This window comes from Streptomyces sp. f51 (assembly GCF_037940415.1).
Lineage (GTDB): Bacteria > Actinomycetota > Actinomycetes > Streptomycetales > Streptomycetaceae > Streptomyces.
Genome location: NZ_CP149798.1, coordinates 3,693,676 through 3,710,187, shown reverse-complemented (window position 1 = coordinate 3,710,187; position 16,512 = coordinate 3,693,676). Strand labels below are relative to the sequence as shown.

13 protein-coding genes are annotated in these 16,512 nt (G+C 68.9%); 5 read left to right on the top strand and 8 right to left on the bottom strand.

Features of this window, described 5'->3' with window-relative positions; genetic code table 11:
- The first annotated feature begins 46 nt into the window (after window positions 1–46).
- From rsmG to WJM95_RS16220, 4 genes are all read left to right on the top strand, one after another.
- Window positions 47–763, top strand: a complete 717-nt coding sequence (gene rsmG / locus WJM95_RS16235) for a 16S rRNA (guanine(527)-N(7))-methyltransferase RsmG (protein WP_339130448.1) — start codon at window positions 47–49, stop codon at window positions 761–763.
- Window positions 764–1,168: 405 nt separating this feature from the next.
- Window positions 1,169–2,242: a ParA family protein gene (locus WJM95_RS16230; protein WP_339135598.1), complete on the top strand. Its 1,074-nt coding sequence runs from the start codon at window positions 1,169–1,171 to the stop codon at window positions 2,240–2,242.
- Entirely contained in the window at window positions 2,239–3,333 is a 1,095-nt protein-coding gene (locus WJM95_RS16225; RefSeq protein WP_339130447.1) for a ParB/RepB/Spo0J family partition protein, read from the top strand. The genes WJM95_RS16230 and WJM95_RS16225 overlap by 4 nt, the downstream gene beginning before the upstream one ends.
- A 326-nt stretch (window positions 3,334–3,659) precedes the next feature.
- Window positions 3,660–4,277 carry a GNAT family N-acetyltransferase gene (locus tag WJM95_RS16220; RefSeq protein ID WP_339130446.1) on the top strand — a complete coding sequence of 206 codons (618 nt, stop codon included), beginning with the start codon at window positions 3,660–3,662 and terminating at the stop codon, window positions 4,275–4,277.
- 93 nt (window positions 4,278–4,370) lie between these two features.
- Here WJM95_RS16220 and trxA read toward each other — a convergent pair whose 3' ends face one another.
- From trxA to WJM95_RS16185, 7 genes are all read right to left on the bottom strand, one after another.
- Window positions 4,371–4,703, bottom strand: coding sequence for a thioredoxin (gene trxA / locus WJM95_RS16215; protein WP_339130445.1), 333 nt, complete (start codon window positions 4,701–4,703; stop codon window positions 4,371–4,373).
- 44 nt (window positions 4,704–4,747) lie between these two features.
- On the bottom strand, window positions 4,748–5,707 hold the full coding sequence (trxB, locus tag WJM95_RS16210; protein ID WP_339130444.1) for a thioredoxin-disulfide reductase: 960 nt from the start codon (window positions 5,705–5,707) through the stop codon (window positions 4,748–4,750).
- Between the two features lie 248 nt (window positions 5,708–5,955).
- Window positions 5,956–6,867, bottom strand: coding sequence for a hypothetical protein (locus tag WJM95_RS16205; protein ID WP_339130443.1), 912 nt, complete (start codon window positions 6,865–6,867; stop codon window positions 5,956–5,958).
- Entirely contained in the window at window positions 6,864–7,595 is a 732-nt protein-coding gene (sigM, locus tag WJM95_RS16200) for an RNA polymerase sigma factor SigM (RefSeq protein ID WP_339130442.1), read from the bottom strand. The genes WJM95_RS16205 and sigM overlap by 4 nt, the downstream gene beginning before the upstream one ends.
- Before the next feature lie 28 nt (window positions 7,596–7,623).
- Window positions 7,624–9,342: a protein kinase family protein gene (locus WJM95_RS16195; protein WP_339130441.1), complete on the bottom strand. Its 1,719-nt coding sequence runs from the start codon at window positions 9,340–9,342 to the stop codon at window positions 7,624–7,626.
- A 118-nt stretch (window positions 9,343–9,460) separates the two neighbouring features.
- The gene (murJ, locus tag WJM95_RS16190) at window positions 9,461–11,704 is read right to left on the bottom strand and encodes a murein biosynthesis integral membrane protein MurJ (protein ID WP_339130440.1); all 2,244 of its coding nucleotides are present in this window, start codon (window positions 11,702–11,704) and stop codon (window positions 9,461–9,463) included.
- 46 nt (window positions 11,705–11,750) lie between these two features.
- Window positions 11,751–14,168 (bottom strand): DUF6049 family protein, encoded by a 2,418-nt coding sequence (locus WJM95_RS16185; protein WP_339130439.1) that lies wholly within the window; start codon window positions 14,166–14,168, stop codon window positions 11,751–11,753.
- A 222-nt stretch (window positions 14,169–14,390) separates the two neighbouring features.
- On the opposite strand from WJM95_RS16185, the gene WJM95_RS16180 reads away from it, so the two are divergent.
- Complete coding sequence (locus WJM95_RS16180) at window positions 14,391–15,857, top strand: CCA tRNA nucleotidyltransferase (RefSeq protein ID WP_339130438.1); 1,467 nt, start codon at window positions 14,391–14,393, stop codon at window positions 15,855–15,857.
- Between the two features lie 99 nt (window positions 15,858–15,956).
- Here the strand turns inward: WJM95_RS16180 and WJM95_RS16175 are convergent, their stop codons facing one another.
- The gene (locus WJM95_RS16175; protein WP_339130437.1) at window positions 15,957–16,442 is read right to left on the bottom strand and encodes a hypothetical protein; all 486 of its coding nucleotides are present in this window, start codon (window positions 16,440–16,442) and stop codon (window positions 15,957–15,959) included.
- Window positions 16,443–16,512: the final 70 nt, after the last annotated feature.

The following is a 16,512-nucleotide window of genomic DNA, read 5'->3' as shown; positions in this document are numbered from 1 at the left end:
TGAACAGCGCTCAGTGCGCTCAAGCGGTACGGAAGGACGGTCCCCCGTGACGGAGGCAGCGGAGCTTCCCCCCGCGCCCGAGCAGGCGCGCGAGGTATTCGGTGATCGCTTCGCGGACGCGGTCCGGTACGCGGAACTGCTGGCCGAGGCAGGAGTGCAGCGTGGGCTGATCGGCCCGCGGGAAGTGCCCCGGCTCTGGGAGCGGCACCTGCTGAACTGCGCGGTGCTCTCCGAGGTCGTGCCCGAGGGCGTGACCGTGTGCGACGTCGGTTCCGGTGCGGGTCTGCCCGGCATCCCTCTGGCGCTCGTCCGTGAAGACCTCAAGATCACGCTGCTTGAGCCGCTGCTGCGCCGGACCAACTTCCTCACGGAGGTCGTCGAGCTGCTCGGCCTCGACCATGTGACCGTCGTCCGCGGCCGCGCCGAGGAGGTCATGGGGAAGCTCCAGCCGGTTCACGTGGTGACCGCCAGGGCGGTCGCCCCCCTTGACCGCCTGGCGACGTGGGGTATCCCGCTGCTGCGCCCGTACGGCGAGATGCTGGCCCTGAAGGGCGACACCGCCGAGGAGGAGCTGAAGGCCTCTGCCACGGCGCTGAGCAAGCTCGGCGCCGTGGAGACCTCCGTTCTCCAGGTCGGTGAGGGCATCGTGGACCCGTTGTCCACCGTGGTGCGGGTGGAGGTGGGCGAGAGCCCCGGAGGTGTGCGCTTCGCGGCGAAGCGGGCCAAGGCAGCCAGGACGACCCGGACGCGGCGCCGGCGCTGACCCTGGACGGCCGGCCACGGAACCCGGACGGCCCCGGCGTTGAACCCGGACGATGTGAGCATCGCTACTCCCGGTCCCTCATGAGGGGGGCCGGGAGTTTCCTTGTCCGGATCCAGGAGTTGTTTCTCACGTAGGGCGCTTCGATCCCGATGATGTGACCTATTGCGCAAAAGCTGGCAAACCTGCGCATATCGGAGTGTCGCGCCGCCCTGACCTGCGTGGCTCGGCATCGTGTTTCACGTGAAACGTCGCTCACTGTTGCAGGGCATCATCAGTCGCGGCCGGGCTGCGGCCGAACCTCGCGATCGGAAGCCTCTCGGCTCGCTCGGGAGAGCCCCGGAGTTGTCCACAGAGGTGGATTTCTCCACAGAACAACGGGCCTCGCTGGTTCACGACCCCAATGGCATGGGAGGCTCTGTTCATTGCGAGCCTGAAGTCGAGGAGAGTGAATCCTTGCGGTCCGACGCCAACATCGCGGGACCGATGACCGATCCGGTCCCCGGTCCCCGTACCGAGTCGATGGGGGAGGATGTTTCACGTGAAACACCGCCCCCGATGGACGACACTCCTATCGGTCGTGCTGCCCAACTGGCTGTGGAGGCGCTAGGTCGCGCCGGTGAGGGCCTGCCACGGCCCGAACAGACCCGAGTCATCGTGGTCGCCAACCAGAAGGGTGGGGTGGGTAAGACCACGACCACGGTCAACCTTGCCGCCTCGCTGGCTCTGCATGGCGGCCGGGTCCTGGTGATCGACCTCGACCCTCAGGGCAATGCCTCCACGGCTCTGGGCATCGATCACCACGCCGAGGTTCCGTCGATCTATGACGTGCTGATCGACAGCAAGCCGCTCTCCGAAGTCGTTCAGCCGGTCCCCGACGTCGAGGGTCTCTTCTGTGCCCCGGCCACCATCGACCTCGCCGGTGCGGAGATCGAACTCGTGTCGCTGGTTGCGCGTGAGAGCCGGCTGGACCGAGCGATCCTGGCGTACGAGCAGCCGCTGGACTACGTCCTCATCGACTGCCCGCCGTCGCTGGGTCTGCTGACGGTCAACGCCCTGGTCGCCGGCGCGGAGGTGCTCATCCCCATCCAGTGCGAGTACTACGCGCTGGAGGGTCTGGGTCAGCTCCTGCGCAACGTGGACCTGGTGCGAGGTCACCTCAACCCCGACCTCCACGTCTCGACGATCCTGCTCACCATGTACGACGGCCGGACCCGACTCGCTTCCCAGGTCGCGGAGGAGGTGCGCAGCCACTTCGGCAAGGAGGTGCTGCGGACGAGCATCCCGCGTTCGGTACGAATTTCGGAGGCCCCGAGCTACGGGCAGACGGTTCTGACTTACGATCCGGGTTCGAGCGGTGCTCTCTCGTATCTTGAGGCCGCGCGCGAAATCGCCCTGCGAGGAGTCGGAGTGGCGTACGACGCGCAACATGCCCACGTGGGCGGACAGAACGATCAGAACATGGTGGAGGGGATCCAGTGAGCGACCGACGACGGGGTCTGGGGCGGGGCCTTGGCGCGCTGATCCCTGCGGCTCCGACAGGTGAGCGTCCGGGTGGTGCGGGGAGCGGGGCTCCTTCCGCGCCGACCACCGGCCCCGTTCTCACGGCGGAGCGCGGGGTGGCCGCGGCGAAGGTGACCACGCTGCCGTCTGTTTCACATGAAACGGAGGACGGGGCGTCGAGCGGATCGCTGGAGACGCTTCCGGCTCCCGTCGGTGCCCACTTCGCCGAGCTGCCCCTCGACGCCATCACGCCGAACCCGCGCCAGCCGCGCGAGATCTTCGATGAGGACGCTCTTGCCGAGCTGGTGACCTCCATCAAGGAGGTCGGGCTCCTCCAGCCCGTCGTCGTCCGCCAGGTGGCCTCCGGGCGCTACGAGCTCATCATGGGAGAGCGCCGCTTCCGGGCCTGCCGTGAGGCGGGACTTGAGGCCATTCCCGCGATCGTGCGCGCCACGGAGGACGAGAAGCTCCTCCTGGACGCGCTCCTGGAGAACCTCCACAGGGCCCAGCTGAACCCGCTGGAAGAGGCGGCGGCCTACGACCAGCTGCTCAAGGACTTCAACTGCACCCACGACCAGTTGGCGGACCGGATCGGACGGTCGCGTCCCCAGGTCTCCAACACCCTGCGTCTGCTGAAGCTCTCCCCGTCGGTTCAGCGTCGTGTTGCCGCCGGAGTTCTCTCCGCGGGACATGCGCGGGCCCTGCTCGCGGTCGACGACTCGGAGGAGCAGGACCGTCTGGCCCACCGCATCGTCGCCGAGGGGCTCTCGGTGCGGGCTGTGGAGGAGATCGTGACGCTCATGGGGTCGCGTCCGCAGACGGCTCAGCGCTCCAAGGGCCCGCGGGCCGGCAGCCGGGTCTCCCCGGCGCTGAGCGATCTGGCGACACGGCTCTCGGACCGCTTCGAGACCCGGGTGAAGGTCGACCTGGGGCAGAAGAAGGGCAAGATCACGGTCGAGTTCGCTTCGATGGAAGACCTTGAGCGCATCCTCGGCTCGCTCGCCCCGGGCGAGGGACCTGTCCTTCAGAAGAGCCTCCTGGACGACGACGCAGACGACGCGGAAGGCTGAGTCGGCGTTCTGATGGGCCGATGTCCGATCGGTCCACCAGGTGAGCGGGTCGTGTCCGGTGTGTGCCGGAAAACGGCCCGCTCTTTGCTTTTCGGCGGTATCGATGGAATCGCATCGTGGATACGATGCGATGGGTATGGCGATCCACCTGGCAGCACCTTCATCGGGGAGGCGGGGGTCATGCAGACCGTGAGCCGTACCGGACTGGTGACCGTAGGTCTGGGCCTGGGAGCGGTCGGCGGGTTCGTCGGCAGCCTGCTCAGAGAGCGGAGCCATCTGACAGCCGCCCGTGACGCCGCGGGCGAACGAAGCGAGGAAGATCCTTCATGGGGCGCCGGCTCGTACCGCTCACGCTGGACAACCTTCAGGACCTTCCCAACCGCTGTCGTGCGTGCGTCTTCTGGGAACTGGATCCTGTCCGCGGTGAAGCCGCGCTGAAGGCGGGCACGAGCGCCCCGGAGAAGGAGGCGTGGATCTCCTCGGTTCTCCTGGACTGGGGATCCTGCGGCCGAGTCGCCTACGTGGACGATGTGCCGGTGGGGTACGTGCTCTACGCGCCGCCCGCCTACGTCCCCCGCTCCACGGCCTTCCCCACAAGCCCCGTCGCGCCGGACGCGGTTCAGCTCATGACTTCGTTCATCATGCCGGGGTATCAGGGACAGGGACTGGGCCGGGTGATGGTGCAGACGGTGGCCAAGGATCTGCTGCGCCGGGGGTTCAGGGCGATCGAGGCTTTCGGGGACGCACGGTGGAAGGAACCCGCCTGCGTACTCCCCGCAGACCATCTCGTCGCAGTGGGCTTCAAGACCGTGCGCCCGCACGCCCGGTACCCGCGCCTGCGGCTGGAGCTGCGGACCACGCTCTCCTGGAAGGAAGACATGGAGATGGCGCTGGACCGGCTCCTCGGAGCGGTACAGAAGGAGCCCGCGCTTCGCCCCTTGTGAGGGGCCGGGGCCAAAGGAAATGGGCCAGCCCGCTCGGGCTGGCCCATCTGTGTTTCACGTGAAACACACGCCGCGTGTGCGGCCGCCGACGACTTACTCGGCGATGAATTCCTCGAGGTCGCGCACGATCGCGGCCTTCGGCTTGGCGCCGACGATGGTCTTGGCGACCTCGCCGCCCTGGTAGACGTTCAGGGTCGGGATCGACATGACACCGTACTTGGCGGCCGTCGCCGGGTTCTCGTCGATGTTGAGCTTGACGATCTCGATCTTGTCGCCGTGCTCCGCGGCGATCGCCTCGAGCGACGGGGCGATCTGGCGGCACGGACCGCACCAGGCAGCCCAGAAGTCGACCAGTACGGGCTTGTCGCTCTTGAGGACGTCCTGGTCGAAGGAGGCGTCGGTCACGTTCTTGAGGGTGCCGGCCACGGCGGGCTCCTTAATCTGTTGGTGCAGTGGGAGGACGGGGGTGATCAGACGGTGGCGGCCGCGGTCTCGCTGTCCGCGAGGGCGGCGAGGTAGCGCTCGGCGTCGAGGGCGGCGGAGCAGCCCGTACCGGCTGCGGTGATCGCCTGGCGGTACGTGTGGTCGACGACGTCACCGGCGCCGAAGACACCCGTCACGTTCGTGCGGGTCGACGGCGCGGCGACCTTCAGGTAGCCCTCGCCGTCCAGGTCGAGCTGGCCCTTGAAGAGCTCGGTCCGCGGGTCGTGACCGATCGCGATGAACAGACCGGTCACCGGCAGCTCCGAGGTCTCGCCGGTCTTGAGGTTGCGCAGGGTCAGACCGGCCAGCTTCGGGTCGCCCTTGATCTCGGCGACCTCGCTGTCCCAGACGAACTTGATCTTCGGGTCCGCGAAAGCACGCTCCTGCATCGCCTTGGAGGCGCGGAGGCTGTCCCGGCGGTGCACGATGGTGACGGACTTGGCGAAGCGCGAGAGGAAGGTGGCCTCCTCCATCGCGGTGTCGCCACCGCCGATCACGGCGATGTCGTGGTCCTTGAAGAAGAAGCCGTCACACGTCGCGCACCAGGAGACGCCACGCCCGGAGAGCGTGTCCTCGTTGGGGAGACCCAGCTTGCGGTGCTGCGAACCGGTCGTGACGATCACGGCCTTGGCGCGGTGGACCGTGCCGGCCGTGTCCGTGACGGTCTTGATCTCGCCCGTCAGGTCGACGGCGACGACATCGTCCGGGACCAGCTCGGCGCCGAAGCGCTCGGCCTGGGCGCGCATGTTGTCCATGAGCTCCGGGCCCATGATGCCGTCCTGGAAGCCGGGGAAGTTCTCGACCTCGGTGGTGTTCATCAGCGCACCGCCCGCGGTGACGGCGCCTTCGAAGACCAGCGGCTTCAGCGACGCGCGCGCGGTGTAGAGCGCCGCCGTGTAGCCGGCGGGCCCAGACCCGATGATGATCACGTTACGGACGTCGCTCACGGCTTGATTCCTCGTCTCTGGAGACTGCTGCGTACCGGTGGGAGCATCTCTCAGTACTCTCACCCCACCCAACGGATCCTAAGGGGCTTCAATTCCCGCTGTGGCAGGGCACACGGTGCTGGATACCGGAAGGAGATGCCAAGGGATGCCGGGGCGGCACGGCTCTGTGCCGCGAGGTGTCTGGGAGTGCGGCTGAGGCGTTCGGGACGTTCGCCGTCCGAGGTGCCGGAAGCCCGCGGCCGGTGCCGTCAGGAACGCGCGTACGACCGCGTCAGGAGCAGCTTGCCGGGTGACGGCGACGCCTGTTTCTCGCAGGCGGCGTCAACGATGTAGGCGGTGACCTTCGTCCTGTCGGAGGAGTCGGACACCACGAGGAGATAGACACGCTTCCCCTGGAACGAACCGCCCTTGGCGGCGAGGAGCACACCGGGGTCCCCGGTTCCCTGCTCGACACACTGGGGAACGGCGGGTGTGGGGGTGATCAAGGTCTTCACATCGCCCGAGTCGGTTCCGGCATCCTGCGACTGGACACCCCAGGGCTTGGCGCTGGCCGAGCCGTGACCGGACTCCTTGGTCTTCGGGAGGAGGGCGGAGACCTCACCGTGCAGTGTCCTCTCGGAGAAGGTGCTCTGTGCCGCCGACTCGTTCCGGGTTGCCGTCCGAGCGCTGTTGCCGAAGCCGTCGCCCCCCAGGGACTGAACGAGGATCGCGCCCAGCCCCAGAGCCACGGCCGCCAAGGCGGTGGTGAGGATGACCGTCCTGCGGCGCCCGCGGCGTGCGCGATGCGAACGGCCGGGGCCGGTGGCTCCACGAGGATGTCCGGACGGACCGTCGGCGGTCGACGTTTCACGTGAAACATGAGCAGCACGGTCGGCGCCGGAGTCGGTCGTCTCGTCGGGAGCTGTGGCACCCAACAGGGCTTCCGCGGCAAGAGCGGCATCGATGCGTTCGGCGACATCGTCCGGCATGGGGGCGGGCCCTGGCAGAGTGCCGAGAAGACCGCGGATCTCTTCCAGGGAGTCGTACACGTCGGAGCAGAGGGTGCACCCCTCGAGGTGCTGTCGAACGTCCTCGGTGCGGGAAGGCGAGAGCAGGCCCTCGGTGAGGTCGGAGATCTCCGCGACGTCCGGGTGTCCGGCCTTGTCCGTCGTGGATGTCACGCCCGCCCACCTCCGCCCTTCACAGCAGCTGAATCGCTTGGCCCTGGGTCGCGGGGACCCGACGCGTGGGGTCCCGCTGCGGGTGGGACGGATGTCCCCTGCGTCCGGTTCCGTCCGTCGCCCGCCTTCTTCGTCTTCTTGTCACCCGGCTTCTCCGGTCGGAGATGGGCGAGCAGGGGAAGCAGTCTGGCTCTGCCGCGCGCGCAGCGGCTCTTCACCGTGCCGGTCGGGACATCGAGGATCCGGGCGGCCTCGGCCACGGGGTAGCCCTGCATGTCCACCAGGACGAGGGCGGCGCGCTGGTCCGCGGGGAGGGTGCCGAGCGCGCCGATGAGCTCACGGTGGAGGTCCTTGCGCTCGGCCGGCGCGGCGGCGGACTCGTGGGGTTCGAGGAGCTGCTCCAGGCGCTTGGTGTCGTCGACGGGAGACGTCTTCCTGGAGGCCGCCTTGCGGGCTCGGTCCAGGCAGGCGTTCACCGTGATGCGGTGCAGCCAGGTCGTGACGGCCGACTGGCCCCGGAAGGTGTGGGCGGCCCGGTAGGCGGAGACAAGGGCGTCCTGGACCGCGTCAGCGGCCTCCTCGCGGTCTCCCAGCGTCCGGAGGGCCACCGCCCACAGACGGTCGCGATGGCGCCGTACAAGCTCACCGAAGGCTTCCGGATCGCCCTCGACATGGCGGGCGAGGAGGTCCTGATCGCTTGTTTCGCCGCATGCGGTCTCATCGGCCATCGAACCCCCTCCCCTCCGTCGACGGGCGTCAGCCGGTGAACTTCACATCCGTGATGCCCTGCTTGTAGCCGGCGCCGCTGTACTGATCGCCGGACGCGTAGGGCATCGCGGTGATCCAGAGCAGCATGTACTGAGTCGGCACCTTCTTGGTGATCGTGACCTTCGCCGACGTGCCTGTCGTCGTGATGGTCCCGATCTTCGTCATCGAGTCCACCGGAGTCGTGGAGCTGGTGGAGTCCGTCGCGTACAGGGTGATCGTGGTGTGGTCACCGACGTAGCGGAGTCCTATCGAAGCCGCCGAGACGGTCTGCTTCGAACCGAAGTCGTAGACGATGCCGACGCCGGGCTTGAAGGCCGGCTTCATCTCCGGGCCGTCCAGGAAGCTCCGGCTCCGCCAGTACGTGGAGCTGTCGTTGTCGAAGGTGTTGCCCACGTCCTGGGGTGCCTGGGGGTCGCCCTTCGCGACGTACTCCTGCGCCCTTTTGATCGTGATCGGCTTGAGCGGCGTCGTCTTGGCGCCGCCCTTTTCGTTGCCGTCCGTCGTCTGGGTCTTCTTGGTGTCGTCGGGCTTGTCGTGGTCCATCAGCGCGTCCGCGAGCTGCCAGCTGCCCAGGCCCAGTGCGGCGATGAGGAGGGCCGAGACGGCCCACTTCAGGGCGGTGCCGGTCCGGCTCTGAAGCGGGGGCGGCGGGGTCGGCAAGGGCTGGGTGACACCAGGACGCGGCGCCTGGCGGCCGTACGTGCCCTGCTGGTACGTCGTGCGCTGGTACTCGGGCGGCGCGGTGAACGCCGGCTCCGGCGGGCGGATGCGGGGCATCTCGCCGATCGCCTTCACCAGCTCCTCCGGCGTGGTGCACGGGGACTCGTGGCGGGAGGCGGTCGCGCCGTCGTTGGCGAGCGCGCGCATGGCGAGCTCCGACAGGCCCCGGTGGACCCCGGCGCGCACCTGGTCGGGTGCGATGAGGCCGACGCCCTTGGGCAGCCCCGACAGGCCGTACGCGTCGTTCTCGTACGGCCAGCGCTGGGTCAGGGCGGCGTACAGGAGTGCGCCGATGGCTTCCGTGTCGGTGCGCTGCGGGGTGTCCGAACTGATCCCGCGCAGTGCGGCGTTCACGGCGAGCCCGCGGATGCGCCACTGACCGGTCGACGTGCGCAGCACGGCGCCCGGGGTCAGCTTGAGATGCGCGAGGCCCTCGCGGTGCGCGGCGGCCATGGCCCCCGACACCTGGCTGACCATCTGGTAGGCCTCGTGCACCTCAAGAGGACCCGAGGCGAGGAGGGCGGTGAGTTCCGTGGCGTCCGGCAGCCACTCGTGCACCACGTAGACGAGGTCGTTCTCCTCGACCGCGTCCAGCACCTGGACGAACCGGGGATCGCCCAGCAGGGCGGAGGACCGGGCCGCCGCCAGTACCGAGCGGGCACGCGGATGATCGGCGGGCAGCAGATGCACCCCGACGGCACGGCGGAGTTTCTCGTCCATCGCGCGCCAACTGCTGAAACCGTCCAGTCGGGTGACGCACTCTTCGAGGCGATAGCGCCTGGCGAGTTTGTGACCACTGTGCAGTTCGGGCGGTGAGGCCTTCCCGGGACCTTCGGTCCCGCCGCTCCCCTGTGCCTCTTCGCTGTCCGTGTCCCGCTCCCCGTTGAGGGTCACCCCGTCGGACGTGGTTTGGTCCGCCTTGGCGGTCAGCGGTTCGTCACCGCTGTTGTCTGCCACGTCGACGGCAGCCGTGCTCCGTTCCGCCACCGTCGTCCCTGCCTCCCCATCCATTGCGCGCTGTCCGACGCAGAAACCAATTGTGCCCACAGTCCGGCGCTATGCACGACACACGGCGACGGACGATGGTTGTGCGCGTACCCCCGCCTCAGCGCCCCAGACGCCCGCGGACCATCCCGACCATTGAGTTGAGTTCTTCGATGCGCATCTTGCGCGCGGCGACGTAGAAGACTCCGAGCAGGGCGATCGATCCGATGACGAGCGCCGCGATCGAACCGATCACGCCGTGCCCGAGTACACGGGTGATCGCGAAGCCTACGGCGCCGCCCACCACGGCGCCAGGGACGGAGGCCAGGCACAGGCGCGCGTAGGTGCGCAGCACGCGGTCGCCGTCCAGATCGCCGCCGAGCCGCTTGCGCAGCCGCTGCCAGGCCACTCCGACGCCGACCGCGTACGCGAGTCCGTAGGCGCCGGCCATGCCGACGACCGCCCACTGCGCGGGCAGGATCACGTAACAGATGGCCGAGGCGGCCGCGTTGACGCCGGCCACGATGACCGTGTTGTAGAAGGGGGTGCGGGTGTCCTCGTAGGCGTAGAAGCCACGCAGGACCACGTACTGCACCGAGAACGGGATCAGGCCGAGGGCGAAGGCCATGAGGACGTAGCCCTGGGACTCGGCGGCGGCGATGCCGCTGGAGCCGAAGAGCAGGGTGCACATGGGGATGCCCAGGGCGACGAACATGAAGGCCACCGGGACGATCGCGACCGCCGAGGTCCGCAGACCCTGCGAGATGTCGTCCCGGACGGCGCCCGGGTCACCGTCGTGGGCCGCTCGCGAGATCCGCGGCAGCATGGCCGCCATGACGGAGACCGTGATGATGGCCTGCGGCATGCCCCAGATCAGCTGGGCGTTGGCGTAGGCCAGGATGCCCGCCCCGTCCTTGCCCGAGGCCTTGCCCGCGGCAGTGGCCAGCTGGGTGACGACGAGGACGCCGGCCTGGTTGGCGAGGACGAAGAGCACGGTCCACTTGGCGAGCTTGACGGCCTTGCCGAGGCCGTGGCCCCGCCAGTCGAAGCGCGGACGGAACCGGAAACCGGCCTCGCGCAGATACGGCACCATCGCCGTGGCCTGCACGACCAGGCCGAGCAGCGTGCCGATGCCGAGGAGGCGGAGGCCGTCCGGCGGGATGTTGTTCACCGTCATGCCGGAGTGCCGGGAGGTTCCGTAGACCCACAGGAACATGCCGAAGGTGAAGATCATGACGATGTTGTTCAGGACCGGGGTCCACATCATCGCGCCGAACTTGCCGCGGGCGTTGAGGATCTGGCCCATCACCACGTGGACGCCCATGAAGAAGATCGTGGGCAGGCAGTACCGGGCGAAGGTGACGGCCACGTTGTTGGACGCCGGGTCGCTCGCGATGGAGTTCGACATCAGCTGGATCAGCAGCGGCGCGATGAAGACCGCGGCGGTGACGATCACACCGAGGGCGACCATGACGAGCGTCAGGAGGCGGTTGGCGTAGGCCTCGCCCCCGTCGTCGTCCTCCTTCATGGAGCGCACCAGCTGGGGCACGAAGACCGAGTTGAGACCGCCGCCGACGGTCAGGATGTAGATCATCGTCGGCAGGGTGTACGCGACGGTCCAGGCGTCACCGAGCGTCGCGGCACCCAGAGCCGCGGTGATGATCATGGTCCGTACGAAGCCGGTGAGACGGGACACCAGCGTGCCCGCCGCCATCACGGCGCTCGACTTCAGCAAGCCGGAGGCACGGCCGCCGGACTTCGCCTGAGCGGCAGCGGGCGGCTGGACGGCGGCCGGAGCCGGCTCCGGGGCGGGCGCGGGGACCGCGGCGGGGCCGGAAGAGGCGTAGGCGTGACGGACGCCGCCCTGCTGCTGGTCGCGGAAGAGATGAGCGAAGGCGTCGGGCTCATGCTGTTCCTCCCCGGCCTGGGTCACCAGATCGTCCACCCCCACGTACTGGGTGGTCCGGGCGTCGTCGCCGTACGGCAGGTGCCGCGTCGGTCCCGACGGCTCCGGAGGCGGGGTCTGGGCCCAAAGCCGGGGGTCGGGCGCGTACTGCGAAGCGGGCGGCTGCGCGTACAGCGGCTGCTGGGGGGCGTACGTTCCGGGCGCCGGCGGAGGGTGCGCGGCACGGTCGTAGAACGCCTCGGCCACCGGGTCCTGGGCCGAGAGGTCCTGAGCGCGGTACGGATCCTGGTCGTAGGCGTCCTGGAGGTACATGTCCGCGGGAGACCCCTGGGGCATCGGAGCGGCCTCCGGCGTGCCCTCGGGGTGGCCGGAGCGGCCCGCGTCACGGCCCGGGTGGTCCTCGGGGTAGCCCGAGGATCCCGCGCCCTGGCCGCGGTCACCGTCGTACGGCGCGTTCATGGTTACCCCACCTCATCGTCCCCGGGCCCACCGGCCACGACATCGCTCAACGGTCCACTCTCTCACCCGTGTCCGAAGGGTCGGCGCTTTCCGGTGCGGTGTCCGGTGTCGGGTCACTCGGCTGCTCCGGGTCGTCTGCCCCGGACCCCTGGTCGGAAGCCCGTTCGGATCCGGCCGCGGAGTCGTCGGTGGAGTCAGTGTCCACGGTGCCTTCCGTGTCCGCGCTCCCACCCCCTGCCTCGGGACCGTTCTCCGTGTCCTCCTCGGCCTGCCGGGCCGCGGCGCGCTTACGCTGCGTGTACATCCGGAAACCGGCGAGGACGAGAAGAAGGACGCCGCCGCCGATGACGAGCATCACGGTGGAGGTGATCTCGGTGACCTTCACCTCGAAGGGAACCGGGTCGCCGTACGGCTGCCCGTCCTCCGTGTAGAGCTGGGCGACGACCTGCACCGGGCCGTTGGCCTGGGTGGACGTCGTGAACTTGACCGACTGGCTGTGCTCGCCCGCGACCTGGATCGTCCGCTCGTCGTACGGGCCGTTGCCGATCTTGAGTCGGGTGGGCTGCTGCGAGGTGAGGCGCAGCACCAGATGGCCGACGCCCTGCACGAGGTTGTTCTGGACGGTCACGGGGATCGTCGCGCTGCGCCCGGAGAGCTTGGCGTCCGACTTCTGGATGAGATGGACCAGGCCCGTCAGTCCGTCGAGGTACGTCTCCACGCCCTGCCGGAAGTCCGCCGCCTCACCGGCCCGGCCGCGCCAGGACGACGACATCCCGCGGTCTATGGCGCGTCCGAAGGGCGTGACCACCCGGGCCTCGTCGCTCAGGATCATCCGGAACTTGTCGAGCTTGGCCTGGGTCGCCTGGATCCTCTCGAACGCCGAGCGCGGAAGTTCCCGGTGGCGCAGCGACGAGGGGTACGCGGACGCGGGCGGCACCTTCGTGGTGGCGCCGGGGTCCGGCTTGGCCTTGGCGGCCTCGATCAGTGTCTGGGACTGCGACCAGTTCCCCTGCTGGAGCGCGCGCAGGCCCTCGGCCATGGACTGCGCCTGGCTCGCCGTGGGCATCCGCTGCGGAGCGACGACGATGCTGCGCTCGTTCTTCGACTCCTGAAGATTGATCATCAGGCTCTGCGCGAGGAACTTCTGGACGGCGAGCGTGGAGTCGTCCGCCTTCATCATGTCGCCCTGGAACGCGGTCGACAGCCGCTCGTCCGCGACCACCGCGGTGGTTCCGCCGCCGATGGGGCGGGCGGCACTCGGCGTGTAGGACAGTCCGCCCGTCTCGCGCAGGCTGTCGCTGCGGGCGATCACCTTGTCGGCGCCGGCCGACGTGGCCACCTTGACGATCGACGGGTCCACCGCGCCGTCCGCGGGCCAGGCGAACTCCGTGTTCGGCTTCACATGGACGATCGTCTCCACCGTGCCGGCCGCCACATCGGTCGCGTCCTTGAGGTGACTCAGGGAACCGGTGACGTCCTTGCCGTGGTGGGCGAGCGACGCGAGGTCGGGATCGGCGAAGGGGAGGGCGACGACGCTCTGGCCGTGGACCGTCTTCTCCAGCTTGTCGAGCCAGGCATTGGCCACCGCCTGGTTCCTGCCGGCGACGGTCGTGCCGTTTTCCTGCTGGACCCGGTAGCCGCCCCGCATGAAGTCGACGGAGGCCAGCAGGTCCGGGTCGAGGACCCAGGTGACGTCGAGCTGGCTGCCCAGCGACAACATCTGGTCCAGGCGTCCGCCCGGGGAGATCTCCTTGGCCAGGTCGTCGTTCTTGAAGACGGGCGTCTGCTGCGCGTCGGAACCGGTCTCCGCCGTGAGGTGGGCGGTGGAGATGAGCGGCCAGAGGTAGGTCGTCTTCGTCTTCGTGTCCGCCGCGTCGGGCTGCCAGGGCAGGAACGTGCGCTTGATGCCCAGGACCTGGTCCCACGACTGCGCGGTGGTCCGGCCGGTCAGCGACACGCCGAGCTGGTAGACCCCGTCGGCGCCGAGGTCGAGTTCCTTGACGGGGACCGAGATGCTGAAGTTCTGCGAGCTGCCGGCGGCGAGCCTGGCGACCTGCGCGACGTACTTGCCCCCCACCTCCAGCGGGTCGAGGCCCGGCTGGAAGCTGCCGCGCCGCGCCGCCGTGTCGATGGCGGAGCGGGTGTTCAGGGACGGGCCCACGCGGATGCCCACGTGGGCGTCCGTGACCGTCTGCTTGCCCGTGTTGGTGACCGAGCCCGAGACCGTGACCGTGTCGCCGTCCGTGGGGGCGCTGGGGCTCAGTGAGTCGAGATGGACGTCCACCGGGCCGGACGACCCCGCGGCGGCCACGGAGGCCTTCTCCGCGGCCTGGGAGGGCGTGCTCAGGGGCAGCTGGAGCAGCCCGGCCAGCAGCGGCGCCCCGGCCAGCAGTGCACCGCTGCGCCGGAGCCACCGGCGGGCAGGTGAGGGACTCGTCCCTTGGAAGTCTGCCGCCTCGGCCACGCGCTCGCCCGTCCCTCGTCGTCGTCAGTGGTCGTCGGAATGTGCGTCCACGCATGGTAACGAGGTGCGCTGAGAGTAAGTGCCGCGGAGTGGTCCACAAGATCAGGGATCAGAGCCGACTGTCCTGTATGTACGCCTATTCTGCCGGGGAAAAGTTGAGGGCACGAGTGTGGGATTTATCCATGCGCCCCCCGTGGCCGCGGCCACGTACCCTTTTCTGTTGTGCCGAACGCCAACGAAGACAATTCCAGTGCCCTGAGCCAGGTGCAGCGCCGAGCGGTGAGTGAACTGCTGCGGGTGTCTCCTGTCGCCGACGAGCTCGCCCGCCGTTTCCAGGAGGCCGGGTTCTCACTCGCCCTGGTCGGCGGCTCGGTCCGGGACGCGCTCCTCGGTCGGCTCGGCAACGACCTGGACTTCACGACGGACGCCCGTCCCGAGGACGTACTCAAGATCGTCCGGCCCTGGGCGGACGCCCTGTGGGAGGTCGGGATCGCCTTCGGCACCGTCGGGGCCCAGAAGGACGCCCGCGTGGGCGACGTGGAGCAGTCGTTCCAGATCGAGATCACGACGTACCGCTCCGAGGCGTACGACCGGACCTCGCGCAAGCCGGAGGTCTCCTACGGCGACTCCATCGAGGAAGATCTCGTGCGCCGGGACTTCACGGTGAACGCGATGGCCGTCGCGCTGCCGCAGAAGGAGTTCATCGACCCGTACGGCGGTCTGGAGGACCTCGCCGCGCGGGTTCTGCGGACCCCTGGCACCCCGGAGGCGTCCTTCTCCGACGATCCGCTGCGGATGATGCGGGCCGCACGGTTCGCCGCGCAGCTCGACTTCGAGGTGGCCCCCGAGGTCGTCGCCGCCATGACGGACATGGCGGGGCGTATCGAGATCGTCTCCGCCGAGCGGGTGCGGGACGAACTGAACAAGCTGATCCGGTCCGCGCATCCGCGCAAGGGCCTGACGCTCCTGGTGGACACAGGGCTCGCCGAGCACGTCCTTCCCGAGCTTCCCGCGCTGCGACTGGAGCGCGACGAGCACCACCGGCACAAGGACGTCTACGAGCACACGCTGATCGTGCTGGAACAGGCGATGGCGCTGGAGGAGAACGGGCCCGACCTGACCCTCAGGCTTGCCGCGCTGCTCCACGACATCGGCAAGCCGCGGACGCGCCGCTTCGAGACGGACGGGCGGGTCTCCTTCCACCACCACGAGATGGTGGGCGCCAAGATGACCAAGAAGCGCATGACGGCGCTCAAATACTCGAACGACCTCGTCAAGGACGTCTCACGTCTGGTCGAACTGCATCTGCGCTTCCACGGGTACGGAACCGGCGAATGGACGGACTCCGCCGTCCGCCGCTATGTGCGAGACGCGGGCCCGCTGCTCGACCGTCTCCACAAGCTGACCCGCTCCGACTGCACCACCCGCAACAAGCGCAGGGCGACCGCGCTCTCCCGTGCCTATGACGGGCTGGAGGACCGCATCGCCCAGCTCAAGGAGCAGGAAGAGCTCGACGCGATCCGCCCCGACCTCGACGGCAACGAGATCATGGAGATCCTGGGCATCGGCCCCGGCCCCGCGATCGGCCAGGCCTACAAGTTCCTGCTGGAGCTGCGGCTGGAGAACGGCCCGATGGAGCGCGACGCCGCGGTGGCGGCACTCAAGGAGTGGTGGTCCGAGCAGGGCTGAGACGTGGCCGGTCGTCATGTTTCACGTGAAACATTGACGCCGGACAACGCGAGGGGCGGTGTTTCACGTGAAACACCGCCCCTTCGGGTCTGCGCGGTCCTACTTGGCGGCGAGCTCCTCCAGGCAGAGCGTGAAGTCGCTGCTGCCGCCCGTCTGGGTGTACTCGGCGTACTTGGTGCGGTCGCAGCCGGAGCTGTCGGACTTCTTCTGCGCGACCTTGAACCTGGCCTTCGAGTCGCCGCAGTCCACGACCTTCAGGCCCGGCTTCGTGGAGCTCTCCGGGTTGCTGATGCTCATGCAGTCGCCGACCTTGGCGGTGTCCGCGTCGTGCCGGCCCGCGAACCAGGTGACGCCGGCGACTATGAGGGCGACGACCGCGATGCCGCCGCGCACGTACTGCTTGATCGGGCGCTTCGGGCGCTGCGGCGGGACCGGGGCGAAGCCGGCGGTCGGCTGCTGGGGGAATCCGGGCTGGCCCGGGTGGGGCGGGTAGGGCTGCGGGGGCTGCTGACCGAACGGCGCCTGACCCTGAGGCGGCTGGCCCTGCGCGAACGGGTTCTGACCCTGAGGCGGCGGAGTTGTCACGTGGGTTCCCCCTGGAACATAGATGCGTACGTCGAAAGTAAGACGCACGTAAGTTATCGGGACCCTGTGA